Origin of the sequence: Agrobacterium radiobacter, from assembly GCF_040801995.1 — a bacterium.
In the GTDB taxonomy this organism is placed as follows: Bacteria; Pseudomonadota; Alphaproteobacteria; order Rhizobiales; family Rhizobiaceae; genus Agrobacterium; species Agrobacterium radiobacter.
Map to the genome: position 1 here is coordinate 1,403,006 of NZ_JBEGHX010000002.1, position 26,745 is coordinate 1,429,750.

The 26,745-nt window shown below is 61.0% G+C and carries 24 protein-coding genes; 15 read left to right on the forward strand and 9 right to left on the reverse strand.

All coding sequences use genetic code 11. The features are described from left to right. Positions 1–228: 228 nt before the first annotated feature. The 6 genes from MRBLRC7O_RS20280 to MRBLRC7O_RS20305 all read left to right on the forward strand — a co-directional run bounded on the left by MRBLRC7O_RS20280 (position 229) and on the right by MRBLRC7O_RS20305 (position 7,180). Positions 229–1,302, forward strand: coding sequence for an ABC transporter ATP-binding protein (locus tag MRBLRC7O_RS20280; protein WP_111820489.1), 1,074 nt, complete (start codon positions 229–231; stop codon positions 1,300–1,302). Continuing rightward, positions 1,299–2,177 carry an ABC transporter permease gene (locus MRBLRC7O_RS20285; protein WP_020010153.1) on the forward strand — a complete coding sequence of 293 codons (879 nt, stop codon included), beginning with the start codon at positions 1,299–1,301 and terminating at the stop codon, positions 2,175–2,177. The genes MRBLRC7O_RS20280 and MRBLRC7O_RS20285 overlap by 4 nt, the downstream gene beginning before the upstream one ends. A gap of 12 nt (positions 2,178–2,189) precedes the next feature. After that, the gene (locus MRBLRC7O_RS20290; protein WP_060724358.1) at positions 2,190–2,984 is read left to right on the forward strand and encodes an ABC transporter permease; all 795 of its coding nucleotides are present in this window, start codon (positions 2,190–2,192) and stop codon (positions 2,982–2,984) included. Positions 2,985–3,126: 142 nt separating this feature from the next. Beyond that, positions 3,127–4,524: an NAD(P)/FAD-dependent oxidoreductase gene (locus MRBLRC7O_RS20295; RefSeq protein WP_080867464.1), complete on the forward strand. Its 1,398-nt coding sequence runs from the start codon at positions 3,127–3,129 to the stop codon at positions 4,522–4,524. After that, a complete protein-coding gene (locus tag MRBLRC7O_RS20300) occupies positions 4,521–5,783 on the forward strand; it encodes an NAD(P)/FAD-dependent oxidoreductase (protein ID WP_111820488.1) in 1,263 nt (420 codons plus the stop codon). Before MRBLRC7O_RS20295 ends, MRBLRC7O_RS20300 begins: the two co-directional genes overlap by 4 nt. Further along, a complete protein-coding gene (locus MRBLRC7O_RS20305) occupies positions 5,783–7,180 on the forward strand; it encodes an FGGY family carbohydrate kinase (RefSeq protein WP_111820487.1) in 1,398 nt (465 codons plus the stop codon). The genes MRBLRC7O_RS20300 and MRBLRC7O_RS20305 overlap by 1 nt, the downstream gene beginning before the upstream one ends. A 25-nt stretch (positions 7,181–7,205) precedes the next feature. On the opposite strand, the gene MRBLRC7O_RS20310 is transcribed toward MRBLRC7O_RS20305, so the two are convergent. The 9 genes from MRBLRC7O_RS20310 to MRBLRC7O_RS20350 all read right to left on the reverse strand — a co-directional run bounded on the left by MRBLRC7O_RS20310 (position 7,206) and on the right by MRBLRC7O_RS20350 (position 16,243). Next, positions 7,206–8,159, reverse strand: coding sequence for a FecR family protein (locus tag MRBLRC7O_RS20310; RefSeq protein ID WP_003504309.1), 954 nt, complete (start codon positions 8,157–8,159; stop codon positions 7,206–7,208). Between the two features lie 58 nt (positions 8,160–8,217). Next, a complete protein-coding gene (locus tag MRBLRC7O_RS20315; RefSeq protein WP_003504311.1) occupies positions 8,218–8,769 on the reverse strand; it encodes an RNA polymerase sigma factor in 552 nt (183 codons plus the stop codon). A 296-nt stretch (positions 8,770–9,065) separates the two neighbouring features. Continuing rightward, on the reverse strand, positions 9,066–9,863 hold the full coding sequence (locus MRBLRC7O_RS20320) for an ABC transporter ATP-binding protein (protein WP_080867163.1): 798 nt from the start codon (positions 9,861–9,863) through the stop codon (positions 9,066–9,068). Then, the gene (locus MRBLRC7O_RS20325; RefSeq protein ID WP_111820486.1) at positions 9,850–10,836 is read right to left on the reverse strand and encodes a FecCD family ABC transporter permease; all 987 of its coding nucleotides are present in this window, start codon (positions 10,834–10,836) and stop codon (positions 9,850–9,852) included. Before MRBLRC7O_RS20325 ends, MRBLRC7O_RS20320 begins: the two co-directional genes overlap by 14 nt. Then, complete coding sequence (locus MRBLRC7O_RS20330) at positions 10,833–11,861, reverse strand: FecCD family ABC transporter permease (protein WP_111820485.1); 1,029 nt, start codon at positions 11,859–11,861, stop codon at positions 10,833–10,835. Before MRBLRC7O_RS20330 ends, MRBLRC7O_RS20325 begins: the two co-directional genes overlap by 4 nt. Then, on the reverse strand, positions 11,858–12,775 hold the full coding sequence (locus tag MRBLRC7O_RS20335) for an iron-siderophore ABC transporter substrate-binding protein (RefSeq protein ID WP_111820484.1): 918 nt from the start codon (positions 12,773–12,775) through the stop codon (positions 11,858–11,860). The genes MRBLRC7O_RS20330 and MRBLRC7O_RS20335 overlap by 4 nt, the downstream gene beginning before the upstream one ends. A gap of 65 nt (positions 12,776–12,840) precedes the next feature. Beyond that, positions 12,841–15,255, reverse strand: coding sequence for a TonB-dependent receptor (locus tag MRBLRC7O_RS20340; RefSeq protein ID WP_367727565.1), 2,415 nt, complete (start codon positions 15,253–15,255; stop codon positions 12,841–12,843). Positions 15,256–15,458: 203 nt separating this feature from the next. Further along, the gene (locus tag MRBLRC7O_RS20345) at positions 15,459–15,929 is read right to left on the reverse strand and encodes a heme-degrading domain-containing protein (protein ID WP_111781634.1); all 471 of its coding nucleotides are present in this window, start codon (positions 15,927–15,929) and stop codon (positions 15,459–15,461) included. A 56-nt stretch (positions 15,930–15,985) separates the two neighbouring features. After that, complete coding sequence (locus MRBLRC7O_RS20350; RefSeq protein ID WP_162690737.1) at positions 15,986–16,243, reverse strand: hypothetical protein; 258 nt, start codon at positions 16,241–16,243, stop codon at positions 15,986–15,988. A gap of 98 nt (positions 16,244–16,341) precedes the next feature. Between MRBLRC7O_RS20350 and MRBLRC7O_RS20355 the strand changes: the two genes are divergently transcribed. The 9 genes from MRBLRC7O_RS20355 to MRBLRC7O_RS20395 all read left to right on the forward strand — a co-directional run bounded on the left by MRBLRC7O_RS20355 (position 16,342) and on the right by MRBLRC7O_RS20395 (position 26,735). Beyond that, positions 16,342–17,388, forward strand: a complete 1,047-nt coding sequence (locus MRBLRC7O_RS20355) for a LacI family DNA-binding transcriptional regulator (RefSeq protein WP_111820482.1) — start codon at positions 16,342–16,344, stop codon at positions 17,386–17,388. Beyond that, a complete protein-coding gene (locus MRBLRC7O_RS20360; RefSeq protein ID WP_111820481.1) occupies positions 17,385–18,398 on the forward strand; it encodes a Gfo/Idh/MocA family protein in 1,014 nt (337 codons plus the stop codon). The genes MRBLRC7O_RS20355 and MRBLRC7O_RS20360 overlap by 4 nt, the downstream gene beginning before the upstream one ends. After that, positions 18,395–20,008: an acyl CoA:acetate/3-ketoacid CoA transferase gene (locus MRBLRC7O_RS20365; protein WP_111820480.1), complete on the forward strand. Its 1,614-nt coding sequence runs from the start codon at positions 18,395–18,397 to the stop codon at positions 20,006–20,008. Before MRBLRC7O_RS20360 ends, MRBLRC7O_RS20365 begins: the two co-directional genes overlap by 4 nt. Next, positions 20,001–20,780, forward strand: a complete 780-nt coding sequence (locus MRBLRC7O_RS20370) for an enoyl-CoA hydratase/isomerase family protein (RefSeq protein WP_111820479.1) — start codon at positions 20,001–20,003, stop codon at positions 20,778–20,780. The genes MRBLRC7O_RS20365 and MRBLRC7O_RS20370 overlap by 8 nt, the downstream gene beginning before the upstream one ends. Next, on the forward strand, positions 20,780–22,300 hold the full coding sequence (locus MRBLRC7O_RS20375; protein WP_367727569.1) for an aldehyde dehydrogenase family protein: 1,521 nt from the start codon (positions 20,780–20,782) through the stop codon (positions 22,298–22,300). The genes MRBLRC7O_RS20370 and MRBLRC7O_RS20375 overlap by 1 nt, the downstream gene beginning before the upstream one ends. A gap of 146 nt (positions 22,301–22,446) precedes the next feature. Next, positions 22,447–23,688, forward strand: a complete 1,242-nt coding sequence (locus MRBLRC7O_RS20380) for an ABC transporter substrate-binding protein (protein ID WP_020813028.1) — start codon at positions 22,447–22,449, stop codon at positions 23,686–23,688. 165 nt (positions 23,689–23,853) lie between these two features. Beyond that, positions 23,854–24,732 (forward strand): carbohydrate ABC transporter permease, encoded by an 879-nt coding sequence (locus MRBLRC7O_RS20385; protein ID WP_111820477.1) that lies wholly within the window; start codon positions 23,854–23,856, stop codon positions 24,730–24,732. Then, positions 24,732–25,616, forward strand: a complete 885-nt coding sequence (locus MRBLRC7O_RS20390; protein ID WP_111817593.1) for a carbohydrate ABC transporter permease — start codon at positions 24,732–24,734, stop codon at positions 25,614–25,616. Before MRBLRC7O_RS20385 ends, MRBLRC7O_RS20390 begins: the two co-directional genes overlap by 1 nt. A gap of 3 nt (positions 25,617–25,619) precedes the next feature. Continuing rightward, positions 25,620–26,735: an ABC transporter ATP-binding protein gene (locus MRBLRC7O_RS20395; RefSeq protein ID WP_111820476.1), complete on the forward strand. Its 1,116-nt coding sequence runs from the start codon at positions 25,620–25,622 to the stop codon at positions 26,733–26,735. Positions 26,736–26,745: the final 10 nt, after the last annotated feature.

The window sequence follows — 26,745 nt, forward strand, 5'->3', positions numbered from 1 at the left end:
GGCTGGTGCGGAAACGGTATAGGCCTCGGCTCATTTCCTCCGTCGGTGTTGGGGTCGATGGAGGAGTGAGGTGGCTCGAGGGTCTGCGTTAGGGAAAGCGCCGCGCACAGCGCAGGTGAATTTCCGCCGTGATTGCATAGATCAAGGGACAGAACATGTCCGAGACCCCGCCGGGGTGGGACATGTTCTGGAGAAAGGCAAAAAGCCGGAATGGGAACTTCAGACATCATGCAGCCAGGATTTCTCTCGATTCGTTCACTGACCAAGCGCTACGAGACCATGGTCGCCGTGGATAATCTCAACCTCGAGATACCCAAGGGCGAGCTGGTTGCCTTCCTCGGTCCGTCGGGTTGCGGCAAGTCGACGTCGCTGCGCATGATTGCGGGCCTTGCCCCCGTGACGTCAGGTTCAATCCTGATCAACGGCAAGGACGTGACGCAGCTTGCACCCTATAAGCGCGACATTGGCCTTGTTTTCCAGAGCTATGCGCTCTTCCCGCATATGACGGTCCTCAAGAACGTCATGTTCGGACTTGAAATGCGCAAGGTGCCGGCTGCCGAAGCGGAACGGCGTGCCCGCGAGGCGATTGCCATGGTCCACCTGGAAGGGCGCGAGGACCGCCGTCCCGTCCAGCTTTCCGGTGGCCAGCAGCAGCGCGTCGCACTGGCGCGTGCGCTTGTCATCCAGCCCTCCATCCTTCTGTTCGATGAGCCTCTTTCCAATCTCGATGCCAAGCTGCGCGACGAGATGCGCTCGGAAATCCGCCGCATCCAGAAGCAGCTCGGCATCACCTCCATCTTCGTCACGCATGATCAGGTCGAGGCGCTCAGCATGTGCGACAAGGTCGCCGTCCTCAATGGCGGGCGTCTGGAACAGCTCGGCACCCCGCATGATCTTTACGAGCGTCCGGCAACGGCTTTCGTCGCCTCCTTCGTCGGCCGCACCAACAGGCTGGTCGGAAACGCGGTCGGCGATCACATCACGGTCGGCGATGCGGTATTGCGGGCACCCGGTTCGCACAATGGCAAGATCGACCTTATGGTGCGGCCGCACCGCATGGCCATGACGGTTGCTGATGACGCCGTGCCAGATTTCGATGGCGCGCCGGTCAACCGCATCACCGGTGAGGTTCGTGACGTCTATTATGCCGGCGATATCCTTCATTACGAGATCGCTGCGGGCGGGCAGACATTGTCGGTGGAGCGCGCCACCTCCGGCGGCGAAACGCCGGTTGCGGCCGGCAGTGCGGTCAGCCTCATCTGGCGCGTGGAGGACACGCTGGTCTTCGGAGTAGACCAATGACGGCGGCGGTCATGATCACGGCTCCCGGCAGCCGCACATCCTCCATGGTGTTTCTCGCAACGCTTCTTCTCGGGCCGATCATCGCGGTCAATGGCCTTGCCTTCGTGATGCCCGTCTTCAACCTGCTTTTGCTTTCCTTCCGTGAAAGCCTCGGCGGCGGCGGTCTTGGGGAAGCCCACACGCTCGACAACTGGTCGTCCACGCTGACCGACGGTTTTTATATCGAACTGATCGGCCAGAGCATCCTGACCAGTCTCCTGATCACCATTCTCACGCTCATCGCCTCCTATCCCATCGCCCTTTACCTTCACCGGGCGCAGGGCCGTTGGAAAACCCTGCTGCTGGTGCTGGTCATTTCGCCGCTTTTGACCTCGGCCGTGGTGCGCACCTATGGCTGGATCGCGATCCTTGCTGATGACGGCCTCATCAACAACATCCTCTTCGCACTCGGCGCCGAAAGCGGCGTGCGGTTGCTGTTCAACAAGGTTGGCGTCGTCATCGGCCTCACGGAAATCCTGATGCCCTATATGATCCTGGCGCTGCTTGCCGGTTTCGGCAGGCTTGATCCACGTGTCGAGGAAGCGGCCGAAACGCTCGGCGCGTCGCCCTGGAAGGTGTTCTGGCGGATCATCGTGCCGCTCACCATGCCCGGCGTCGCGCTCGGTTGCCTGCTCTCCTTCGTTCTGGCGGTCAGTTCGTTCATCACCCCCAAGCTGCTCGGCGGTGGGCGCGTCTTCCTTCTGGCGACGGAAATCTACGATCAGGCCATCGTGACGCTCAACTGGCCACTCGCTGCGACGCTGTCGATGATCATCCTCGTGATCTTCGGTGCGGCGCTGGTGCTTTATTCCCGGCTTCTGCGGGCCATTCTTTAAAGGAGATCGAAGATGGAAGAACGTCCCGCACCGCTGGCGCTGAAAATCGTCGCCTTCATCATGTTCCTTTTCCTGCTGGCGCCCGTGGTTCTCGTCGTGCCGATCTCGTTTTCGGCCGACAGCTACATGACCTTCCCGCCTTCCGGCTGGAGCCTGCGCTGGTATGTGGAACTCATGCATAATTCCAAGATGATGGCGGCGCTCGGCACCAGCACCCTTCTCGCGGTCATTGTCACCGTGCTGTCCATGCTGATCGCGCTGCCTGCCTCCTATGCCATCGTGCGCATGCGGGTGATCGGCGCGGATGCGCTTCTCGCCTTCTTCACGGCTCCGCTGCTCCTGCCCACCATCGTTCTCGGCCTCGCGATCCTGATCGTCTTCGCTGGCGCCGGCCTGCTCGCCACTTTCACCGGTCTGGTGATCGCCCATCTCATCATCGTGCTGCCCTATGCGCTGCGCGTCCTCACCACCTCGCTTGCGGGTCTGCCGCTGATCTTCGAGGAGGCTGCTTCGACACTCGGGGCATCGCCGCTCACGGTCTTCCGACGCGTGACGATGCCGATGATCGCGCCGGGCGTCGTTGCGACGGCCGCACTTTCTTTTCTCGTGTCGTTCGATGAAGCGGTGATTTCGCTGTTCCTCACCGGCCCGCGCATCACCACGCTTCCCGTCGCCATGTATCAGCATGTGGAAACGCAAGCGGATCCGCTTGTTGCAGCCATTTCCGTTCTTTTGATCGTGCTCACCCTTGCCGTCGTTCTCATCGTCGACCGCACGGCGGGCCTGACCAAGACTTTCGTGAAGTAACGGCGGGGCCACCGGCTGGTGCTGGCTGCCCCTACTGGCACAGGCGCGAATTTCACTCTCGTTTATGAACGCCGCTGCTGCATCGGCGCGATCCGTCGCGCCTGTTGATTTCGCTTTGAAGGACGAAGGCAAAGGGAAGCCCATGGCTCAGACCCCCTCCACGGAATTCGACGTTGCCGTCATCGGCGCCGGTGTGGTCGGTTGCGCGGTCGCCCGCCGTTTCGCGCTGGCCGGTGCGAAGGTGGTGGTCGTCGAAAAAGGCCCCGATATCCTCTCCGGCGCCTCCAAGGCCAACAGCGCCATCCTCCATACCGGCTTCGATGCGCCGGAAGGCAGTCTGGAACTGGAACTGGTGAAGGCGGGCCGGGCGGAATATCTGTCCATTCATGGGCAGATGGGTCTTAGCCTCGTCGAAACCGGCGCGCTCGTCTGCGCCTGGAACCCGGCTGAGGCGGAAAAATTGCAGGCGATCGCCGATCAGGGGCGGCGCAACGGCATTGCCGGACTTGAGCTCCTCGCGGCCGGGCAGGCCCGTGAAACCATGCCGGGCCTATCCGAGCGCCTTGTCGCCGCGCTCGACGTTCCGGGCGAACATATCATTGATCCGTGGTCCGCCCCGCTTGGCTATCTCACGCAGGCGGTGGCGCTGGGCGCGCAGCTGGTGCGAAACGCGGAGGTTCTGTCCGGTGTGTTCGACGATGCGTGGCGGATAGAGACGACGGCGGGCGCTATCCTTGCCACGAGCGTCGTCAATACCGCCGGTCTGTTCGGCGATATCGTCGATGCGCGTCTGGGGCTTCCGCCCGAATTCACCATCAAGCCCCGCAAGGGGCAGTTCGTCGTGCTTGATAAGGCTGCCCGCCGGCATGTGCCGCGCATCGTTCTGCCTGTTCCCACCGAAATCACCAAGGGCATCGTGGTGTGCCCCACCGCCTTCGGCAATGTTCTCGTCGGGCCGACGGCGGAAGAGCAGGACGACCGCGAACGCGCGACGGTCGAGACGGCGACGCTGGAAGCGCTGCTGAAACGCGGTGCGGAGATCGTTCCGGCGCTGGCCTCTGTTTCCGTAACCGCCGTTTATGCCGGTCTGCGGCCGGCCTCCGAAAAGAAACATTACCGGATTTCCGCGCGGCCCGAGCGGCGCGCCATCACGCTTGGCGGGGTGCGTTCCACGGGTCTCAGCGCAGCACTCGGGCTGGCGCAGCATGCTTTGACGCTCCACGAGGGTTTCGGTAGGGGTTTTGCCCCGCCGCCATCAGTCCCCGAAGTGACGATGCCCAACCTGACCGAAACCTGTGAGCGGGACTGGCAGCATGCCGATCACGGCGAAATCGTCTGTCATTGCGAACTCGTCACCCGCCGCGAGATCGAGGCGACATTTTTAAGCCCGGTGCCGCCCGGTGATTTCGGCGGGCTGCGGCGACGCACGCGGGCCGGCATGGGCCGCTGCCAGGGCTTTTATTGCAACGCCCGGCTGGCCGCGATGACGGGCGACCGTCTGGCAACCCCGCTTGCCGTTCGGGAGGGAGACGACCGATGAGCGCCGTGGAGCACTTTCAACGAGAGCATCCAAACGCTGAGAATGCAGATGCAATCGTGGTTGGCGGCGGCCCGGCGGGCGTGGCTGCGGCGCTGGAGCTGAAAGCGCGCGGTATCGCCCGTGTGATGATCCTCGACCGCGAGCCGGCCCTTGGCGGTGCGACCCGGCATTGCCTGCACTCGCCCTTCGGCATGCGCGAATTCAGGCGGGTTTATTTCGGCCCCGCCTATGCACAACACCTGCAGCGGCAAGCACAGGAGGCGGGTGTCGATATCCGCACCGGTCATTCCGTGGTGGAACTGGGGCAGGATGGCGTGCTGCTGGTGACATCGGCGCGTGGCGTCGAGGCGTTGAAGGCCCGGCGTATCGTGCTGGCGACAGGTGCGCGGGAAAAACCACGCTCCGTGCGGCTTCTGCCCGGCGACCGTCCGGTGGGCGTGGTCACCACCGGCACGCTGCAATCCTATGTCGCCTTTCACGGCATCATGCCCTTTCGCCGGCCGTTGATCATCGGTTCGGAGCTGGTTTCCTTTTCCGCACTTCTGACCTGCCTCACCCATCGCACCCGACCGGTCGCGATGATCGAGCCGGAGCCTCATCCGCTGGCGCGGTCGCCTTTTCATTGGTTTCCGCGACTGGTCGGGGTGCCCTTTCATTGTGGTGCGACACTCACGGATATTCGCGGGCGTGACCGTGTCGAGGAGGCCGATATCCGTCTGGCGGATGGCCGCATCCTGACCGTTCAATGCGACGGTGTTCTGCTCACCGGGCGATTCACACCTGAGGCAGCGCTTCTCAATGCATCCCCCGTGGATGTTGCGGCAGGCAGTGCCGGGCCGCTGATCGATCAGGACGGACGGATGGCCAATCCGATTTTCTTCGCCAGCGGGAATGTCTTGCGAGCCGTGGAAACGGGCGGCTGGGCGTTTCGCGAAGGCCGCCGCGTTGGCGCGTCGGTGGCTGACGATCTCGCCCGGGAACCCTGCAACGCGCCGGGGGTTCCCGTTGCCTTCGCCGATCCGCTCAAACTGGCGGTTCCAGCCATGTTGCGGCCGGGTGGACTCGATAGACCGGCATTTCGCGATTTTCAGCTTCGTTTCACCAGACGCGTTCAAGGCCGGCTTTCGCTTCGTCTCGACGGAACGGAAGTGTGGAGCAAGACCGGCCTGTGGCGCCCTGAACGCCGTGTGCTGGTGCCCATTCCCGGCGCTGCGTTTGAAGCGAGCCAGATTGCCTTTCACTTTCGGGAGACCAATTGATGCGCATTGCGGCGATCGATCAGGGGACGACATCGACCCGGTGCCTTGTGGTGAGCGATAGCGGCACGGCGGAGGTCGTGGCCAGCCGGCGTCACGCGCAATTTTACCCGGCCGCTGGCCATGTGGAACATGATCCGGAAGAACTGCTGCGCAATATTCGCGCGGTGCTGGCTGCCGCCGGACCGGTGGACGCCATCGCCATCGCCAATCAGGGCGAGAGTTGTCTGGCGTGGGATGCCGTGAGCGGCGAGGCGCTGTCGCGGGTCATCGTCTGGCAGGATGCCCGCACCGCCGAAGCGCTCGCCGCCCTGCCGCCATCGGCAACGGATCGTTCGAAAGAGATTTGCGGGCTGCCGCTCGATCCCTATTTTTCGGCCAGTAAACTGGCCTGGCTGGTCAAGCACAATCCGGCGGTGGCGCAGGCAAAGGCTGCAGGGCGTTTGCGGCTGGGCACCACCGACGTGTTTTTTCTGAACCGCCTGACGGGCTCTTTCCGCACGGACCTTGCGACGGCGTCGCGCACGGGGTTGCTCGATCTCTCAACCGAAGACTGGAGCCCTGAACTCTGCGCGCTTCACGGCGTGCCGATGGATTGCCTGCCCATGATTGGTCCTGTCGATGGCGGTTTTGGCGCGGTCGAGGGTACGTCCATCCGCGTTTCCATCGTTGATCAGCAGGCCGCGCTTTATGGGCATGGCTGCCGCAAGGCCGGCGATTGCAAGATAACCTTCGGAACCGGGGCCTTTCTGCTGGCCGTTGCCGGTAACGGGCGTCCGTTGACGGGTGAGCTTCTGCCGACCATCGGCTGGCAGATGCAGGGCGCGCGCGCCGTCTTCGCCATTGAAGGCGGCGTCTATGATGCCGGCGCGGCGCTCGAATGGGCGAAAAAGATCGGCCTATACGCAGATAGTGCCGAACTCGACGGTTTCGAAGGACCCTCGGCCATTCGCCGCGGCCTTGTATTCGTGCCCGCCCTTTCGGGCCTTGCCGCGCCTTATTGGGACAGGCAGACCGTGCCGCTTTTCATCGGCATGGACCACACCACGGAACGAAGTGACATGGTGTGCGCCGTGCTGGAAGGCATTGCCCTGCTGACGGCTGGGCTGATCGAGGCGGCGTCGGCTGTCGCTCCCATAGGCGACATGATCTCCATCGATGGCGGCTTGTCGAACAGTCGCTATTTCGCCCGTTTTCTGGCCGCAGCCAGTGGCCGGACCATTCGCGTGCCGGCCATGCGCGAGTTGACGGCGCTCGGCTTGGCGGAGCTCTCCGGCATCGATGTAGCCGCCATGCGAAACGATGCCGAGATATTCACGCCTGACGGATCGGTCGGGGCCGCCGACCACGCCCGCTTTGCACGCGCCATAGACAATGCGCGGGGCTGGCGGGGCGGGTGAGGCGCTTGTTTACGAGATGGCCACGTCAGTCGCGGATGACGATAAACGGACCAAGCCTTGTCGCTTTCACGCCGAGCGCTTCCCTCACGAATGAAAGGGCGGCGTCGGTGTCGGCGATCGCGACTGTTCCACTCACGCGTCTGGCGGCGAGCGAGCTTCCGGCGATGACGATCCTGCCGCCGAAATGGCGGTTCATTTCTTCAACGACATAAGAAAGCGGCGCATTGTCGACGGCGATCTGTCCGCGCTTCCAGGCGAGTGCGACGAGACTGTCGACCGGCTGGACGCTTGTTTCGCCCTTCATTCGATCATAGGTCGCCTGCTCGCCCTGCTGGACGCGTCGGGAGAACGGTCCATCATTGTCCGGTTCAAGAAGGACCGCGTTTTCGGTTACGGTCACCTCCGTGTCGGTCTCGCCGTAGCGGACGTCGAAGGCGGTCCCGAGGGCCGTCACGCGCGTGGTTCCGGCTTCGACGCTGAAGGGTCGTTCCGGCGCATGGGCAACCTCGAAATAGGCCTGCCCGCGCAGAAGGTGGACCGTTCGCCGGGTCCGGTTGAAATCGATGGCGATTGCCGAGGAGGCGTTGAGCTGAACTCTGGAGCCGTCCTCAAGGTCGATGACCGGCATCTCATCTGTCCCGGCGATGACGTCCGCCTGAAGACGCATCGGGCCGTCGAGAAGGAAAAAGGTCGCGGTTGCCATGGCGAAAAGAACGACGGTGGTTGTGACGGGTTTCGCAAGGTTACGCGGCGTGGCTTTTATGCCGGCGAGCTTCGGGTCCGACTGGATGGCCTTGCGTGCGTCGCCCATCAGTCGCTCGGCGGCACTATAGGTGCGACAGTTTTCCGGATCGTTGAGCCAGTCCGTGAAGTGCGCCCTGTCTTCGGCCGATTGCTGAGGATCGCCGTTGCGGAGCAACCAGTCCGCAGCCTCGCGGTTGCGCTTTCGCTGAGCGTTCATCGCTTCGTTCTCACGCATTGGCGTCTCCAGCAGCTCCCTTGTCTTCTAGACGTTTGGCATCGCCGATTTGGGACGTTTAGCCGATCAGAAGCAGCCGGTCGAGGCAGTGGGCGAAGGCGTGGCGCAGATGCCTGTCCACCATGTTTCTGGAGATGTTGAGTTTTGCCGAAATTTCATCCGGTGTGAGATGATGCAGCCGGTGCAGGATGAAGACGACGCGCCGGCGCGTCGGCAGTTCGGTGATCGCCTGACGAAGAATTGCAATGCGCGCTTCGATCTCCAGCGCATGATCCGGTGCCGGACCTGCGCTCGCCACCGCCATCGCCTCGCGCTCGGAACCGGAAAACAGTCGCGATTCCATGGTCTCCCGCCGCATCCTGTCGATGCCGAGATTGATCGCCGCGCGGCAGAGGAAAGCTTTCACCGATCGCTTGTTTTGCAGGATGTCAGGTTTTGCGGCGAGCCTGACATAAAGATCATGCACCACATCCCGCGCCGTGGAGCGCGGATGCCCCCTGCGGTGAACCGCAGCCGTGATGTCGTGGTAATAAATCTCCATCGCCCGGTTCAGCAGGTCATTGCTGTCGGGAATGTCCCAGGAAGGCGGAGAAGATGAGGGGTTCGACATCGGCACTCAATTCGCAATAACCGGGCTCACCCGTGCGTTTGTTTCTCGGGTGCCAATGGTAAAATCGCTACCGGCTTCAAAGATTGCTTGCAAGCACAACAGGTTAGAACGATTCGAACGTTGAACTTACGGCAGGCTTTAAAGATGATATTAATACTCATCTTTATGCCTGATTTTATTGCGGATTTCACTCTCAAATGTTTCGGCGGGAAGGAGGGTTCTCGTCTCCAGCTTCGTTTGAAAAGGTAGCTGGTGTGATAATTTTGTAACTGGAAAGCGGCCGAAAGCCGCGCCGCTTAAAGCGGGATGCAGAGCGGGGTTCCGGCGACCGGATCGCGGATCACCACAATCTTGACGTTGAAGACGGTCTCGATGGTATCCGCCGAGATCACGTTCGCTGGTCGGCCGGCGGCGGTGATTTCGCCGTTCTTGAGAATGATGATGTGTTCGGCATAGCGGGCAGCCTGATTGATGTCGTGCAGCACCGCGACGACGGTCTTGCCATGGCGGCTGACCAGCCGCGTCACCAGATGCATGAGTTCAATCTGGTGCTCGAGGTCGAGGTAGGTCGTGGGTTCATCAAGCAGGATCACCTCGCTTTGCTGTGCAAGCGTCATGGCGATCCATGCGCGCTGGCGCTGACCGCCGGAAAGGCTGTCGAGCGGGCGATCGCCAAGCGTGTCCATGCCCGCCAGCATAAGCGCTTCGTTGACGGCCACTTCGTCCTCAACCGACCAGCGGCCGAAGAGGGAGCGGTGAGGATAGCGGCCCTGGCGGACGAGATCGCGGACCGTCAGGCCTTCCGGCGCGACTGGCCCCTGTAGGAGCATGCCGACCCGGCGCGCCATATGCCTGGTCGACAGCGCCGCGATGCTTCGGCCGTCGAGCAGGATGGTTCCGCAAAGCGGCGTCATCAGGCCGGCAAGGCTGCGCAGGATGCTGGACTTGCCGCTGCCGTTGGGGCCGATAAGAGCCGTGAAGCAGCCGCCCGGGATGATGAGATCGAGATTCTCGACGACAGGGCGGCGGTCATAGGCGAGTGTAATGGCCTCGCCTGCCAGCTTTTCGGCGGCTTTTTGCTCATCCACGATCATGACGGTGTCCCCAGAGAAGATATGCGAAAAAGGGAGCTCCGACGAGCCCGGTAATGATCCCCGCGGGTAATTGCGCAGGCGCAATGACGGTGCGCCCCAGGAGATCGGCAGCGACGACGAGGCACGCGCCGACAAGAGCCGCAACGGGGAAAATGCGGGCGTGAGACGCTCCAACGAGCCTGCGGGCGATATGCGGTGCGACGAGGCCGACGAAGCCGATGAGACCGGAGACGGCAACGGCCGCGCCGGAGATGATCGTGACGAGCACGATCATCATGCCGCGAATGCGATCGACCGGCTGGCCGAGGCTTTTTGCCGAATTGTCGCCGAAACGAATGAGATCGAGTTCGCGTGAAGCCATCCATGCGAGTGTAGCGGGCAGGATGAGCCACAAGGCGAGAAGCCGCACCTTGATCATGGTGGCGTCGTAGACGCTGCCGGCAAGCCAGACCATCGCCCGCTGGACGTCGCCGATCTGACCGAAGGCGGAGAGGAAAGTCGTGCCGGCGGTGGCGAGTGCGCCGAGCCCGATCCCGATCAGGATAATGCGAAGCGACGAGGCTCCCCCTCGCCAGGCAAGGAGATAGACCGCCGCCGCCATCAGGACCGCGCCGCCGAAACCGGCGGCCTGAAGCAGTGCCACCGGCGGGTCCCGCATGAGAACGATGACGGCCATGACGGCTGCGGCCGCGCCGCTATTGATGCCGAGCACTCCGGGCTCGGCAAGCGGATTGCGCATGATGGCGAGCGATATAGTGCCCGCGGTCGCAAGAGCCATTCCGACAAGGATAGAAAGCAGCACGCGCGGCAGGCGCAGGTCGAGGACGATGATCGCATCCTGCGTGTTTACCGCTGGTCCGCCGGCAAAAACATCGAACAGGGCCGGCCAGGATAACGAAATGTCACCCAATGCGAGGCTTGCGAGGACAAGGATCGCGAGCAACAGGGTAAGCGAAAGGAAAAGGCGGATCATGTTTCGCCTCTCATCCGGTTGCGTGCGAGCCATAGGAAAAACGGCGCGCCGACAAGCGCGATCGTCACGCCCACGGGAAAATTCTGGCTGCCGAATACCATGCGCCCGGCCATATCCGCCCCGACCACGAGCAGCGCGCCGCCAAGCGCCGAAAACGGAATGATCCAGCGATAGTCGACGCTGACGGTCATCCGGACGATATGCGGGACGACGAGGCCGATAAAGCCGATCGGCCCCGCAAGCGCCACTGCGCCGCCGGCAAGCAGGATGACGGTGACGATCGCCACCCCGCGGCAGAGGGCCGTATTTTGCCCGACCGAGCGGGCGGTATCCGCGCCAAGGCTCAGCGTCGTCAAATGCTGACCAAGGAAGAGCGAGACGATGAGGCCAAAGGCAATATAGGGCGCGACAGTTGCTGCCTGCGCCATGGTTCTGCCCGTCACCGAGCCTGCCGTCCACATGCGCACGGCATCGAGCGTGCTTTGATCGAAGATGAGCACGGCGCTGGTGAGCGACGTGAGGAAGGTCGCGACGATCGCACCGGCAAGAATGAGCCCGACCGGCGAATGACGGATGGGGCCGAACGAGGAAAGCAAAGTAACGGCAAACGCCGCGATACCCGCGCCCAAAAAGGCGAACCAGATGTAGATATCGCCGACACCCGCACCGAAAAAGGTCATGATGGAGACAACTGCGAAGGCAGCACCCGCGTTGATGCCGAGCAGGCCCGGCGAGGCGAGGGGGTTGTTGGTGATGGCCTGCATGATCGCCCCCGAGACGGCAAGCGCGCTGCCGGCCAGAAGGGCTGCGATGACACGCGGCAGGCGAACCGCCACGACGAGGAGGTGGTTTCGCGACCCGTCAAACCGGAAAATCGCGTCCAGAATCGTGGATAGAGGTATACGCACGGTGCCGAGCGCCACGGCAAGAAGCGACGCGGCGGCAAGTAGACACAGCAGTGCAGCAAGGGCGAGAGCCTTGCCGCTATCGGTGCCGACAAAACGTCCGGATAGTTTGCGGTTCATCGATCCGCCAGAACATAACGCTCTATGTCGTCCAGTATCCGGTTTGCGGAAGCAATGCCGTGGAAGCTCTGCCAGGCAATGCGATCGACACGGTAGGCCCGCCCGTTGCGCACGGCGGGCAGAAGCTGCCAGAGCGGGTTGCCGATGACCTCCTGCTCGAGTGCATCGTCCGGCCCGCTTTCGAAGCCGCTGGCGGAGACATAAAGGAGGATGTCACCATCGAGATTGGCCAATTCCTCCCAATCCGGCCGCTTGATGATGGTGCCGTCAGTCACTGTCTCATAGGCCGTGCGCTTTACCCCGGCTTCGCGCAGCACCGCAAACGGCGCATAGGCGGCAGGACCGTCCAGGAAGACGACGAACCGGCCGGGAGCGAAACGAACGGTCGAAACCGTCACATCCTTCATTCGCGCGCGGATCGACGTCACCCGCTTTTCGTAGGCGGCGAGCGCCTCCTGAGCGGCGCCCTTGCGTCCCGTCATTTCGGAGAGCAGCGCGAGATATTTCTTCCAGTCCATATGGTTGACGAGGACGGTCGGTGCGATCTTTGACGCCGTCTCATAGATCGGCGAATGGCCTTCGGTGCTGCCGATGATGAGGTCAGGTTTCAGCGCCGCGATCCGCTCGAGGCTCGGCTCCTTCGGATTGCCCAGATCGATCATCTTCGCCTGCCTGACGACCTGAAGAACCGCAGGGTCCTGAATTGCCATATAGGGCGTGGCGACGACGGGAGCCTCAAGTTCGATGAGGAGCCCGAGCGTCAGCAGCGGATCGAGTGTTACGATCGTCTTCACTTCAGCCGGAACGCAGAAGGGCGGGTTATAAACGCCTTCGGTTATCTCCTTTCCCTGGCAGGCCGCGTGGGCAAGGGAGGCGGGCAGGATGAGGAAAAGAAAGGCAAGACAGAAGCGCAAGACCGGTACCCATTCAATGAACGTGGAGGCGTATTGCGGGGGCTTTCGCCCCGCAACGCAGATTGTCAGAATTTCGCACGGAGATTGACACCGAACGACCGCCCTTGGCCGGCCTGTCCGAATGGCAGGGCCGCATCCGGATCAACAACGGTGAAGTATTTTTCGTCGGTGAGGTTTTCCGCAAAAGCGGTTATCTCCCAATTGTCCTTCTTGAAGCCGAGCTGGGCGTTGACGATGAAGCGGGAGTCGATTTCGTACATGCCGCGCGTGCCGAAGCGTGAATTATACTCCGTGGTGTATTTGGCGTCCGCGCCGACATAAACCCCGTTCTCGAACTCATAACGCCCGCCGAAGCCGAGGGTCCATTCCGGCGCTTCAGGGAAGGACTTGCCGGATTGCTCGCCCAGGCCGCCGTGATCGAACTCAAGGAATTTGGTGTTCAGATAACCGATTGAGGCGAAAGCCGAGAACTGGTCGGTCACCTGATAGGTCGGCTCGATTTCAAAACCCCATGCGCGCGATGACGCGGCATTTTCCGTGATGCGATATCCCGGAATGAGAGACGGGGGACGGATTTCGATCTGCTGATCTTCATATTTGGTATAAAAGAGATTGGCATTGAGGGTGAGCCGGTCGTCCAGCAGGGTTCCCTTGTACGAAAGCTCGTAGCTCTGGGAATATTCCGGTTCGTAGGTCACGAGGGGGAAGGCCGGATCGCTGCGATTGACATAGGAGCCGCCCGAACGAAAACCCTGTGTGTAGGTGAAGCCGACCGTTTGATTTTCGCCGAATTCCCTGGAGAGGCCGATCTTGGGTACGAAATTCAACTCGTCGAAGGATGCGGGTCCCCCGGAAAAGAAGGGATCCATCCCGTAAAAGACGAAGGAATTCAGCTCCGTATTCGTTTCCTCGAGATAGTCCAGACGGCCGCCGGCGGTGATGAACCAGCTCGGTGCGAACTCATAGGTCGCCTCGCCGAAGGCGGCGAGGTTTGAGGTTTTGCGGTTCTGCTGGTCGTCGAGCTGTGCGGGCATGGGTATGCCCGGCACTTCCGCGACAAAACGCGACCAGCCATCGAAGACCTGATGGCTGCCGAAAAGGCCGGCGACCCACTTCCACCGTTCTCCTTCGTAGTTCAGGCGAAGTTCCTGGGTGAATATCGAATCGTCGTCCGTACCCCAGATGCCGGTGACCAGGCCGGGCGTGCCCGCATCGACGGAGCGGCGTGTGTTTATGCCGTATTGAAAGCCGGTCTGCGAGGTGAACCGCAGGCTGTCGGAGAAATCATGGGTGATTTCGAGACCGACATTATGGACCTCGGTCCAGCGGAATTCCGTATAGGTATCGGGATTGTTGTTGAAGTCGCCGCGCCCGTCATAGAGGCCGACTAGCCGGTCGTTCGGACGATCCTTCGAATAGGCGTAGGTCAGAAGGGCGCGCGTATCCGGCATCTCGGAAGGGGTTATGAGCACCTTCGCTCGAATGTTGCGGCTGATATCCGTGGTCAGGTCGTCATAACCGGCGTAGTCTCTGAAATTCGAATAGGAAACATCCGAACGGGAACGCTCGAAGGCACCGGAAATGCGCAGCGCCACCTGATCCTCGACCACAGGTGTATTGACGACGAAGCCGGAGCCGACCCGGTTATTGTTGCCGACGGTGCCGGACAGTTCCAGCTCCTTGTCGAAGGTCGGATCCTTCGACTTGATATAGATTGCGCCCGACATGGCGGCGCGGCCGGAGAGCGTCGATTGCGGGCCACGATAGACCTCGACCTGCTCGACGTCCCAGAGGCTTCTCGCACCGAAACGGGCATTGTAACGGGTCTGGAGAATGCCATCCACGTAAAGCGATCCGACCGGCGCCCCGCCGGGGACGAAGCCCTCGGAACTCATGCCGCGAATGACGAAGCCGGCATTGACCGTCGCGCTGTCGAGCACGTTGGCAAGTCGCCGGTAAGCGTCCTGCGTATATCTGATCTGGCCATCCTCGATTGCCTTGGCGGTGACGACGCCGACGCTCGCCGTCGTGTTGTTCAACGTCGTCGCGTCGCGCGCGCCGTAAATGGTGATGGCATCCAGCACCGTCGCGCCGTCCTGTGCGGTGCCTGCGGCCGAAAGGCCGGGGCCGCTCGACAGGGTCACCCGGTTGCTGCCGGCAAAGCGTGCATTGACATTGGTGCCTGCCAGCACGGCATTCAGCGCCTTTTCGGGGGTGAGGGTGCCACTGACTCCAGCGGTTTTCTTGCCTGCGGCAACAGATGCGTCGAAGAGAATCTGCAATCCCGTCTGTGCGGCAAGGCTGTTCAATGCCGGGGTTAGAGGTCCGGCAGGCACCGAGATTGTGCGTTCCGCCGATTGTGCCCTCGCCGCACTCACCATTGCCGGTATTGCCGGGCTCATGGCAATGGCAGTGCCAGCCAGAAGCGCCGCCCGCAGGCCCGCCTTTGCCCCACGCGAGACGGAAATTGTCTTACTCATCAAAACCCCCAAATCCTACGGTATTCGACACGCCGCAGCCCACCATCAAGCGTGGGTGAAACGCCCGCTTGTGAGGTAGACGTTTGGTTTTGGGGATTTGGGACGTTCGGCCAAAGAAAAATTTGCGGATCGTGAAATGGTTGGCGACCGCTTATCCGAAGGACGGCTTCTTCCGTTTTGACGAGGGCCTGTATCGAACCATGTCAGCCTGCGAGCATTTCTTTCAGGCAGAGTGTAATAAGATTGTGGTCTTCGACGTCAGGCAATCCGCTGACGCCCACCGAGCCAATCAGTGTGCCTCCGCGGATGATGAGGGGAAATCCACCACCGCTGGCGACGAAATCGCTGACCGGCAGGCCGAACTTTGCGTTGAAGTCGTATCCCTTTCGCTCGGCTTCGAGCCGGACCTGAAGCGAACTGCGATGAAAACGATGAACGACCGCGCATTTGCGGCGTGTCCATCCAAAATTGTCGATGGTCGCACCCGGCAGCAGGCTGGCGAACACCACGTCGGTGCCGTGCCTTATCTCGATTGCGACGGGAAGCTCCTGTGCCGCCGCCCGCAGTCTTATCAGGCTGCCCAGCTTCCAGGCGAAGTCATAGTTGAAGGTGTTGAGCTGAAGGGCTGCTTGTTCGGCCCGCAGGGCGTCAAGCGAAGGCGTTTCGGTGGTCATTCATTGCTCCGGAATGAGGGGTGATCGTTTACCGGCCGTAGGCGTTGGCCGGTAAACTACGATCCATTAGGGCGGAAGGGCAAGCGTCGCTGTTCCGGCTTGGCCGAACGCTGCCGGCCTTCGCGTTCGCCGACATTGCAAACTCGATCCACATCGCTCCTGTTGAGAATAAATAACAGCGTATTTTGGAACGTTCCATTTTTCAAGAGTGGTTGAGCCGAAATTTCATAGGGGTTCTGAAAGTCATGGAAACCGAAAAACAATTGTAAAATAATTGAATTTAAAACATTATTGGCGATTTTGGATCGCGCCACCAACAGTTTTCGACTTTGCTACGGCGATGTCACTTGACAAAATTGGAACGTTCCAATTAATTACCCCTCGATCTTGATGAGCGGCATGGGAGGGTTCAATGACTGGCGGACGGGTGACCGTTATAGATATCGCGCAGGCCGCAGGCGTCTCGAAATCGACAGTCTCGCTGGTGCTGCGGGGTTCGCCGCTCGTCAATGAGGGGACCCGGGCCAAGGTCAATGCGGCGATGCGCGAGCTTGGTTATGTCTATAACCGCGGCGCCGCGAACCTGCGCCAGACCAGCGCGAAATCGAAAATCATCGGTGTCGTCGTCAACGATCTGACGAACAGCTTCTTTGCGGAACTTGCCGTGGGCGTCGACACGGTCGTGCAATCGGCCGGCTATGTGCAGTTTCTTGCCAATACCAGCGAAAGCATCGACCGGCAGCGCGAGGTGATTGCCTCGATGCGGGAGCACGGCATCTCCGGGCTGATCGTATCGCCCGCCCGCGCGACCGATCCCCTCGACTTCAAGCCGCTGATTGCCGCCGGCATTCCCGTCGTGGTCGTTGTCCGCAGCCTGCCCGGTGCGAAAGTGTCGTCGGTTGCATCGGACAATCAGTCCGGCATGGCGCAGGCGGTTGCCCATCTTGCCTCGCTCGGCCACTCCCACATCGCCTTCATGGGCGGGTTTCCCGATACGGCGGTCTTCCATGAGCGGGTCGGCGGTTTTCGGGACGCCTTGGCTGTCGCCGGTCTGCCTTTTCAGGAGACGGCCGTTGTTCCCTGCGCGCCTTCGCGTGCCGGCGGTGTCGAGGCGATCGGGCGCGTGCTCGAAGCAAGCGATCCGGTCACGGCCGCCGTCTGCTTCAACGATGCCGTGGCTTTTGGCGTTTGCGACGGGCTGCGCGCCCGGCAAATGGAGGCGGGGCGGGATTTCGCGGTCGTCGGCTTTGACGATGTCATCGAAGCCAAGACGACGGTGCCGGCTCTGACGACCATCGCCGTCGACCCCCAGGGGATTGGCAGGCGGGCGGCGCAACTGCTTCTCAAACAGATCAATTCGGAGAAAGCCGATGCGGAGGCCGTGACAACGGCGGTTCGGCTCGTTGTGCGGGAGAGTTGCGGAGCGCAACGAAATGAAGTCGGGAGGACATTGGCATGACGGTGCGTTGGGGATTGATCGGCGCAAGCACGATCGCGCGCGAATGGGTGATCGGCGCGATCAGAAAAACCGGGGGTGAGGTCGTTTCCGTTCTGAGTTCCAACCCTGTTCGCGGGGCGGAATATGCGGCGGCAAACGGCATCCCGAACGTTGCTTCCGATCTGGCGTCGCTCCTTGCCGATCCGGCCATCGACGCGGTGTACATTTCGACGACGAATGATCTGCATTGCGAGCAGGCGCTTGCCGCTGCCCGCGCGGGAAAACACATTCTCTGCGAAAAGCCTCTGGCCCTGTCGCTCGAAGAGGCTCACGCGATGGCAAATGCGGCCCGTAAGGCAAATGTGGTTCTGGCGACAAATCATCATCTCCGGAATGCGCCCACTCACCGGGCGATGCGCGATGCAATCGCCGCCGGCAGGATCGGAACGCCGCTGAGCGCGCGCGTCTTTCATGCGGTTTACCTGCCGCCGCACTTACAGGGCTGGCGGCTGGACAAGCCGTCTGCGGGCGGCGGTGTCATCCTCGACATTACCGTGCATGATGTCGACACGCTTCGCTTCGTGCTGGGTGCCGATCCGGTCGAGGCCATCGCTTTTTCTCAAGCCGGCGGCATGAGCCGGGAGGGGCTTGAAGACGCTGTCATGGGTGTCATCCGTTTCGAAAATGGTCTTATCGCGCAGTTCCACGATGGCTTCACGACCAGATATGCCGAGACCGGTTTTGAGGTTCATGGCACCGAAGGCTCCCTGATCGCCAGAAATGTGATGACCCAGAAGTCGGTCGGCACTGTCGTGCTGCGCACCGATGCTGGCGAGGAAGAAATCAAAACAGGTTCCGACAACCTCTATGAGGTCACGCTCGAAGCTTTTCACTCGGCCATCACGGGCGGCAAACCTTCCGCGACTGCTGAAGACGGCATCTGGTCGCTGGCGACCGGGCTTGCCGTCGTCGAAGCTTCAAAAAGCGGAGCCGCTGTTCGGGTCAAAACAGGAATTGAGAGCCGGTCATGAAAAAGCACATCACTCCAGCGCAGGCAGCGGATCTCATTCCAGACGATGCTATTGTCTCCGTCTCGTCGTCCAGCGGTCTCGGCTGCCCCGATCTCATGTTGAAGGCGATCGGTGACCGCTTCGATGCAACCGGACATCCGAAGAACATCACGACGCTTCATCCGATTGCCGCCGGTGATATGAGCGGTATCAAGGGCGTCGATCACATTGCTAAGAAGGGCCTGCTGAAGCGGATCATCGGCGGTTCATATCCGTCCGGTCCATCCAGCGCCGAGCCGCCGCTGATCTGGCAGATGATCACCGCCGATGAAATTCCGGCCTATAATATCCCATCCGGTATCATGTTCGACATGCATCGCGAAGCGGCCGCAAAGCGTCCTGGCGTCCTCACCAAAATCGGCCTTGATACCTTTGTCGATCCGGCCCGCCAGGGCTGCGCGATGAATGCTTCGGCAGCGGCCGAGCCGGTCGTCAAGCACGTCACTTTCGAGGGTGAGGACTGGCTCTATTTTCCGTCGATCATTCCGCAGGTGACGATCATTCGCGCGACGACTGCCGATGAGCGCGGCAATCTCTCCTACGAACATGAGGGCGCTTATCTTGGTGGTCTCGATCAGGCGCTGGCCGCCCGAAACAATGGCGGCATCATCATCGCGCAGGTGAAGCGCATCACCAAGGAAGGCTCGCTCAAACCGCACGATGTGCGGGTGCCCGGCATGTTGGTGGATTACGTGGTGGTCGATCCCGATCAAAAGCAGACCACCCAGACGGCCTATGATCCGGCGATCTCGGGAGAGGTGTTCCATCCGCTCGATTCATTCGAGGTGCCGGAATTCAATATCCAGAAGGTAATTGCCCGGCGTGTGGCTCAGGAACTTGAGGCTGGCAGTTGCGTCAATCTCGGTTTCGGCATCTCGGCGAATGTGCCGAGAATTCTGCTGGAAGAAGGGCTGCATGGTGCCGTGACCTGGGTGATCGAGCAGGGGGCGGTCGGCGGGGTTCCCCTGCTTGATTTCGCATTCGGCTGCGCCTCGAATGCCGACGCCTATATGCCATCGCCCTATCAGTTCACCTATTTTCAGGGGGCAGGCTTCGATGCGTCGCTGCTGTCCTTCCTCGAAATCGGCAGGGACGGTTCGGTCAATGTTTCGAAGCTTTCCTTCCGTCCGCATGTGACCGCCGGGGCCGGAGGCTTTGTCGACATCACGGCGCGGGCGAGGAAGATCGTTTTTTCCGGCATGTTCAATGCGGGCGCAAAGCTGTCGATCAATGACGGTAAGCTGGTTGTCGAAAAAGAAGGAAAGCTCAAGAAGCTCGTCAATGAAGTCGAGCACGTGACCTTCTCCGGCCGCAGGGCGATCGAGCAGGGTCAGGACATCGCCTATGTCACCGAACGCTGCGTGATGAAGCTGACGCGGCAAGGCGTCGTGTTGACCGAGATCGCGCCGGGCATCGATTTGCAGACGCAAATCCTCGATCAATCCGAGTTCGAACTCATCGTTGCCGACGATCTCAAGGTGATGGACGCTTCGCTTTTTGCCGAAGCCAATATCGGCCTTGCGCTTCCGACAAAAAGCGCCCGCGTGCTGGAGGGAACCTTCCATGGCTAATGGCACGGTTCGCGTCGAGATCGACGGCCATATTGCGATCATGACGGTGTCGCGGCCGGAAAAAAGCAATGCGCTCGATCTGGGTATGCTCGGCGCGCTGATGGCGTCCGCCGATGAGGTCGAGGCGAACAGCGCGGTCCGTGTGGCGATACTGACGGGCGAGGGGCAGGGCTTTTCTGCCGGCGGCGATATCAAGGCATGGGGTGGCATGCAGCCTCAGGAATTTGGCCACGCTTGGGTTCGCCACGGTCACCGGGTTTTCGAACGTCTCGCGACCTTGCGGGTGCCGTTGATTGCCGCGCTGAACGGCCATGCGCTTGGTGGCGGCCTTGAACTGGCGGGTATCGCCGACATTCGCATTGCCGAGGAGCAGATCAAGATCGGTCTGCCGGAAACCAGCCTCGGAATGGTGCCCGGCTGGTCGGGCACGCAGCGGCTGGTCAAGCGGTTCGGCGCCCAGCCCGTGCGCCGGATGGCGCTTGGGGGAGAGGTGTTCAGCGCGCAGGAGGCGCTGGCGCTTGGGATTGTGGATGCCGTCACCACAACTGGCAATGCTCTGATCGCTGCGAAAGACTATGCGGAGCGCGTTGCCGCGCGTGGTCCGGCCGCGTCCGAGATCGTCAAACTGATGATCGCTTCGGCAAGCGGTGAAGACAATGGCACGGCGGTCGAAGCATTGGGTTCCATCCTGGCTGCCAAGACCGGCGACCTGAAAGAAGGCGTGGCGGCATTTAGCGCAAAACGCCCGGCAATATTTAACGGAGAATGGTGATGACGGTTCTGATCAACCCGAAAATGCTGAGTGACCGGACGGCCAGAGATTTCAAGATGTTCATCGACGGCCAATGGGTCGAAGGCAATGTCGATCCTATCGAGCGGATAGCACCCGGCCATGGTTCCATCGTCAGTCGTTTTCAAGCTGGAACCAGGGCCGATGCGGAACGGGCGATAGCGGCCGCGCGCACCGCTTTCGATACCGGGCCATGGCCCCGCATGACGGCCTCCGAGCGCTCGGCTATTCTGTTGAAGGCTGCGGACCTCATCGCCGCGCGATCCGAAGAACTTGCCTATCTGGACGCCGTCGAGGCCGGAAAGCCGATTACGCAGGTGCGCGGTGAAATCGCCGGTTCCGTCGATATTTGGCGTTATGCCGCCGCCCTCGCCAGAGATTTGCATGGCGAGAGCTACAACACACTCGGTGACGGCACGCTCGGCGTTGTCCTGCGCGAAGCGATCGGGGTCGTATCGATCATCACACCGTGGAATTTCCCTTTCCTGATCGTCGGTCAGAAACTGCCTTTTGCGCTGGCGGCGGGCTGCACCACGGTTGTAAAGCCCTCGGAACTCAGTTCCGGCTCGACGCTTGTTCTCGGCGAAATCCTGCAGGAAGCGGGCGTGCCGAAGGGTGTGGTCAACATCGTGACGGGAACCGGCGCCGAGGTCGGTTCGATCATGACCTCGCATCCGTCCGTCGATATGGTTTCTTTCACCGGTTCCACGGGCGTCGGCAAGCTGACCATGGTCAATGCCGCGCAAAGCCTGAAAAAGGTCTCGCTTGAACTGGGCGGCAAGAACCCGCAGATCGTATTTCCGGACGCTGATCTTGATGCGTTCATCGATGCGGCTGTCTTCGGGGCCTATTTTAATGCCGGCGAGTGCTGCAATGCCGGGTCGCGCCTTATTCTTCACAAGAGCATCGCGGCGGATGTGGTCAAACGCGTCGGCGAACTTGCCAGCAAGGTAAAGGTAGGCGATCCTCTGGACCCGACGACACAGGTCGGCGCGATCATTACGCCGCAGCATCTTGAAAAAATCTCCGGTTACGTTTCAGATGCGAAAAACAGCGGCGCACAGATCGCTCATGGGGGAGAAAAGCTCGACTTGGGAATGGGGCAGTTCATGTCGCCTACCATTCTTTCCGACGTCACGCCTGGAATGGCCGTTGCGCGTGAAGAAGTTTTCGGACCGGTCCTTTCGGTTCTGACCTTTGAGACAACCGCAGAAGCCATCGAGATTGCCAACTCTGTCGATTACGGCCTGTCCGCAGGCGTCTGGAGCCGCGATTTCGATACGTGCCTGACGATCGGACGCCGCGTGCGGGCCGGTACGGTGTGGATGAACACTTTCATGGATGGCGCGAGCGAGTTGCCGTTCGGAGGTTACAAGCAGTCCGGCCTCGGCCGGGAACTCGGCCGCCATGCGGTCGAGGACTATACGGAAACAAAGACCCTGAACATGCATATCGGTGGCCGAACCAGCTGGTGGATGCCGCGGACTGAAAAACCGGCGTAGATCATAGAATTAGAGCGGGATTTCAGGCGAAAACCGCACACACTTTTCGCCATCCCGCTCTAGCCGGTTAGACTGACTGCGTCCGAGGAGGACGGGTGACGGGGCGGGGTATTCCTCGCTTTAATTTGCGACAATGGGAGGAACATATGCGCAAATTTCTGACAGGCACTGCATTGGCAGTGTCCATGATGGCCGGCGCCGCACAGGCGGCGGAGAGTGTTGAAGTCCTGCATTGGTGGACGTCCGGCGGCGAGGCTGCCGCGCTCGACGTCCTCAAGAAGGACCTAGAGGCGAAGAATATTTCCTGGACCGATATGCCTGTCGCCGGCGGCGGCGGCACCGAAGCGATGACGGTGCTGCGCGCCCGCGTTACCGCCGGCAACGCGCCGACCGCAGTCCAGATGCTGGGTTTCGACATTCAGGACTGGGCGAAAGAAGGCGCTCTCGGCAATCTCGATGAACTGGCGGCCAAGGATGGCTGGGACAAGGTCATTCCGAAAGCCCTGCAGCGCTTCTCGAAATATGACGGCCACTGGATTGCCGCACCCGTGAATGTGCATTCGACCAACTGGATGTGGATCAACAAGGCGGCGCTCGACAAGGCCGGCGGCAAGGAGCCCAAGAACTGGGACGAACTGATCGCCATGCTCGACAACTTCAAGGCGCAGGGCATCACGCCTATCGCCGCCGGTGGACAGCCATGGCAGGACGCAACGATCTTCGACGCGGTCGTGCTGTCGCTCGGCACGGATTTCTACAAGCAGGCGTTCATCGACCTCGACCCGGCAGCACTTGGCGGCGAGAAGATGAAGACCGCTTTCGAGCGCATGACGAAGCTTCGCTCCTACGTGGATGACAACTTCTCCGGTCGCGACTGGAACCTTGCTTCCGCCATGGTCATCGAAGGCAAGGCCGGCGTTCAGTTCATGGGCGACTGGGCGAAGGGTGAATTCGTCAAGGCGAAGAAGGTGCCGGGCACGGACTTTGTCTGCGTCCGTTATCCTGAAACGCAGGGTGCGGTGACCTTCAACTCCGACCAGTTCGCCATGTTCAAGGTCGCTGCCGACAAGGTGCCAGCGCAGATGGAAATGGCGGCGGCAATCGAAAGCCCGACCTTCCAGTCGGCATTCAATGTCGTGAAGGGTTCGGCTCCGGCCCGGTCCGATGTGTCGAACGAGGCCTTTGACGCCTGCGGCAAGAAGGCGATTGCCGACCTTGCCGAGGCTGACAAGAGCGGCAAGCTCTTCGGCTCGATGGCCCACGGTCACGCCAACCCGGCCGCCGTCAAGAACGCGATCTATGACGTCGTTACCCGTGAATTCAACGGCGAACTGACGCCGGATGAAGCAATCGTCGAACTGCCGGCTGCCGTCGCGGCCGCAAAGTAAACGCGCGAAAATGCGGTGGGGGCATGCCCCCGCCGCACCAATGCTCGCATGAAATCGCAGTCGAACCGTCCGGGCGCCTTGCAGGCAGCCTGTCGCCTTCGGCTACCCAACTGATGGAAACGGCAAGCATCGGGCGCTGTTTCAAGGATCAAGGATATCTGCGCGATGACTGGTCGTAGTCGACTTCAGGAGCTGTTACCGAAGCTTGTTCTGGCTCCAAGCTTCGTCGTCATTATCATTTTTGTATACGGCTTCATCGCCTATACGGGTTTCCTGTCGTTGACGGACAGTAAGATGCTGCCCTCCCACAATTTCGTCGGGCTTCTGAATTACCAGCGGCTCTGGGCGCTGCCGCACTGGTGGCGGGCGATCAGCAACCTGGCGATCTTCGCGTCGCTTTACATCATCATCTGCTCGGTTCTCGGCCTGTTTCTGGCGATCCTGCTCGACCAGAAAATCCGGGGTGAAGGCTTCCTGCGGCCGATCTATCTCTATCCCATGGCGCTGTCTTTTATCGTCACGGGTACAGCGTGGAAGTGGTTTCTGGACCCCGGCATCGGCCTGCAGAACACCATGCATCTGTGGGGATGGGAAAGCTTCCAGTTTGCGTGGATCAAGGACCGCAACTACGCCATCTACTGCGTGGTGATCGCCGCCGTCTGGCAGTCCTCGGGCTTTGTCATGGCGATGTTTCTGGCCGGCCTTCGCGGCGTCGACAATGAAATCATCAAGGCGGCCCAGATCGACGGCGCGTCCACCGTCATGACCTATCGCCGCATCATCATTCCACTCATGCGCCCGGTCTTCCTGTCCGCATTCGTCGTTCTCGCTCACCTCGCCATCAAGGCCTACGACCTTGTGGTCGCCTTGACCGGCGGCGGGCCGGGGCAGGCGACCGAGCTGCCGGCGACATTCATGTATTCCTACACGTTCACGCGCAACTCCATGGGCATCGGTGCATCGTCGGCGATCATCATGCTCATCATGATCTTCTCGATCATCGTGCCCTATCTCTATTCGGAAATTCGCGGAGGGAAACGCTGATGAGCGGCGCTCCAAACCAACAAAATGCAATCAGCCACGGCCATCTGACGCGCGCACTGATCTATCTGGCGCTGATATTCTTCGCCCTCTACTACATGCTGCCGCTCTACGTGATGGTGGTCAATTCGCTGAAACCCCTGGACGAAATCCGCCAGGGCGGCATGTTGAACCTGCCGCAGGTTTGGACCGTCGAGCCGTGGCTCTCCGCTTGGTCCACGGCGCAGATCGGCGTTCAGCCGACGGGTCTCAAGCCCTTCTTCATCAATTCGATCCTGATGGTCGTTCCGGCTGTCGCGATCTCCACCATCGTCGGCGCGCTGAACGGTTACGTTCTGACCAAGTGGAGCTTTCGCGGTTCGAACGTCTTCTTCGGGCTGCTGCTGCTTTCATGCTTCATCCCGTTCCAGATCGTGCTGATCCCCATGGCGCGCATCCTTGGTACGCTGGGTTTGGCCGGTTCGATCTGGGGCCTGATCATGGTGCATGTCATCTATGGTCTCGGTTTCACCACGCTCTATTTCCGCAACTACTATGAAGCCTTCCCGACGGAGCTCGTCCGGGCGGCGCAGATCGACGGTGCGAGTTTCTTCCAGATTTTCCGCCGCATCCTGCTGCCGTCATCGGGACCGATCATCGTGGTCTCGGTCATCTGGCAGTTCACAAATATCTGGAACGACTTCCTGTTCGGCGCCTCTTTTTCGGGTGCGTCTTCGACCCCGATGACGGTGGCGCTCAACAATCTCGTGTCCTCGTCCACGGGGGTCAAGGAATACAACGTCCATTTCGCGGGCGCGATCCTCGCCGCCCTCCCAACCCTCATCGTTTACATCGTCTCCGGCCGCTACTTCGTACGGGGTCTCATGTCCGGCGCTGTGAAAGGATAAACCATGTCGTTTCTCGAAATCTCTCATCTGCGCAAGTCCTACGGCGCGCTGGAAATTCTAAAGGACATCAATATCGAAATCGAGGAGGGCGGCTTTCTGGTGCTCGTCGGGCCTTCCGGCTGCGGCAAGTCCACCCTGCTCAACACGATTGCCGGGCTGGAACCCATCACGTCAGGCACGATCTCGATCAATGGGCGCAACGTTGCCGGTCTGCCGCCGTCGCAGCGGGATATCGCCATGGTGTTTCAGTCCTACGCGCTCTATCCAAACATGACCGTTGCCGGGAACATCGCCTTTGGCATGGAGATCCGCAAGGTTCCCAAGGAAGAGCGCGAAAAGGCGATCAAGCAGGTTGCCGATATTCTCCAGATCGGCCATCTCCTTGACCGCAAGCCGAGCCAATTGTCAGGCGGCCAAAGGCAGCGCGTCGCCATGGGGCGTGCGCTGGTGCGCAATCCGCAGGTCTTTCTTTTCGATGAGCCGCTGTCCAACCTCGACGCCAAGCTGCGCGTCGATATGCGCACCGAGATCAAGCGGCTTCACCAGCGGATGAAGACGACGATCGTCTACGTGACCCACGATCAGATCGAGGCGATGACGCTGGCGACGAAGATCGCGGTTCTGAAGGACGGCGTTCTGCAACAATTCGGCTCGCCCGCCGAGATTTACAATAATCCGGCAAACATGTTCGTTGCCGATTTCATGGGCTCGCCCGCCATGAACCTTCTGACGGGCACCATTGAGCAGGACGCGTCCGGTCTTTCCGTTTCCCTTGCCAGACCCGATGGCGAGCCGATGCGCCTTCCAGTCGCTGCCGGCAAGGAGGCGCTGGCGTCTCATACCGGCCGGCAGGTCATTTTCGGCATTCGTCCAGAAGCGCTGACAGACCCGGAAGGGGCGGACCGGAACGCCAGAACGCTTGCCGAGGGAGAATGCCACATCGAGGTCGTGGAACCGGCCGGATCGGACACATTCGCCGTCACCAAGCTCGGCGGCAAGGAGGTCGTTGCCCGCCTGCGCGCCGATGCCCGCATTCACGCCGGCCAGAACGCCCGTCTTGCCTTCAACCTCGACAAGGCCGTGTTCTTCGATCCGACGAGCCAGGTGCGTATCGCCTGAAGTATTTGGT

Excerpts from the sequence above, each read along its gene's own strand:
- MRBLRC7O_RS20290 (WP_060724358.1), top strand. The coding sequence starts at position 2,190 with ATGGAAGAACGTCCCGCACCGCTGGCGCTGAAAATCGTCGCCTTCATC.
- MRBLRC7O_RS20360 (WP_111820481.1), top strand. The coding sequence starts at position 17,385 with ATGACGGTGCGTTGGGGATTGATCGGCGCAAGCACGATCGCGCGCGAA.
- MRBLRC7O_RS20330 (WP_111820485.1), bottom strand. The coding sequence starts at position 11,861 with ATGAACCGCAAACTATCCGGACGTTTTGTCGGCACCGATAGCGGCAAG.
- MRBLRC7O_RS20385 (WP_111820477.1), top strand. The coding sequence starts at position 23,854 with ATGACTGGTCGTAGTCGACTTCAGGAGCTGTTACCGAAGCTTGTTCTG.
- MRBLRC7O_RS20375 (WP_367727569.1), top strand. The coding sequence starts at position 20,780 with ATGACGGTTCTGATCAACCCGAAAATGCTGAGTGACCGGACGGCCAGA.
- MRBLRC7O_RS20355 (WP_111820482.1), top strand. The coding sequence starts at position 16,342 with ATGACTGGCGGACGGGTGACCGTTATAGATATCGCGCAGGCCGCAGGC.
- MRBLRC7O_RS20285 (WP_020010153.1), top strand. The coding sequence starts at position 1,299 with ATGACGGCGGCGGTCATGATCACGGCTCCCGGCAGCCGCACATCCTCC.
- MRBLRC7O_RS20325 (WP_111820486.1), bottom strand. The coding sequence starts at position 10,836 with ATGATCCGCCTTTTCCTTTCGCTTACCCTGTTGCTCGCGATCCTTGTC.
- MRBLRC7O_RS20380 (WP_020813028.1), top strand. The coding sequence starts at position 22,447 with ATGCGCAAATTTCTGACAGGCACTGCATTGGCAGTGTCCATGATGGCC.
- MRBLRC7O_RS20305 (WP_111820487.1), top strand. The coding sequence starts at position 5,783 with ATGCGCATTGCGGCGATCGATCAGGGGACGACATCGACCCGGTGCCTT.
- MRBLRC7O_RS20365 (WP_111820480.1), top strand. The coding sequence starts at position 18,395 with ATGAAAAAGCACATCACTCCAGCGCAGGCAGCGGATCTCATTCCAGAC.
- MRBLRC7O_RS20370 (WP_111820479.1), top strand. The coding sequence starts at position 20,001 with ATGGCTAATGGCACGGTTCGCGTCGAGATCGACGGCCATATTGCGATC.
- MRBLRC7O_RS20280 (WP_111820489.1), top strand. The coding sequence starts at position 229 with ATGCAGCCAGGATTTCTCTCGATTCGTTCACTGACCAAGCGCTACGAG.
- MRBLRC7O_RS20320 (WP_080867163.1), bottom strand. The coding sequence starts at position 9,863 with ATGATCGTGGATGAGCAAAAAGCCGCCGAAAAGCTGGCAGGCGAGGCC.
- MRBLRC7O_RS20315 (WP_003504311.1), bottom strand. The coding sequence starts at position 8,769 with ATGTCGAACCCCTCATCTTCTCCGCCTTCCTGGGACATTCCCGACAGC.
- MRBLRC7O_RS20345 (WP_111781634.1), bottom strand. The coding sequence starts at position 15,929 with ATGACCACCGAAACGCCTTCGCTTGACGCCCTGCGGGCCGAACAAGCA.
- MRBLRC7O_RS20340 (WP_367727565.1), bottom strand. The coding sequence starts at position 15,255 with ATGAGTAAGACAATTTCCGTCTCGCGTGGGGCAAAGGCGGGCCTGCGG.
- MRBLRC7O_RS20295 (WP_080867464.1), top strand. The coding sequence starts at position 3,127 with ATGGCTCAGACCCCCTCCACGGAATTCGACGTTGCCGTCATCGGCGCC.
- MRBLRC7O_RS20310 (WP_003504309.1), bottom strand. The coding sequence starts at position 8,159 with ATGCGTGAGAACGAAGCGATGAACGCTCAGCGAAAGCGCAACCGCGAG.
- MRBLRC7O_RS20300 (WP_111820488.1), top strand. The coding sequence starts at position 4,521 with ATGAGCGCCGTGGAGCACTTTCAACGAGAGCATCCAAACGCTGAGAAT.
- MRBLRC7O_RS20395 (WP_111820476.1), top strand. The coding sequence starts at position 25,620 with ATGTCGTTTCTCGAAATCTCTCATCTGCGCAAGTCCTACGGCGCGCTG.
- MRBLRC7O_RS20390 (WP_111817593.1), top strand. The coding sequence starts at position 24,732 with ATGAGCGGCGCTCCAAACCAACAAAATGCAATCAGCCACGGCCATCTG.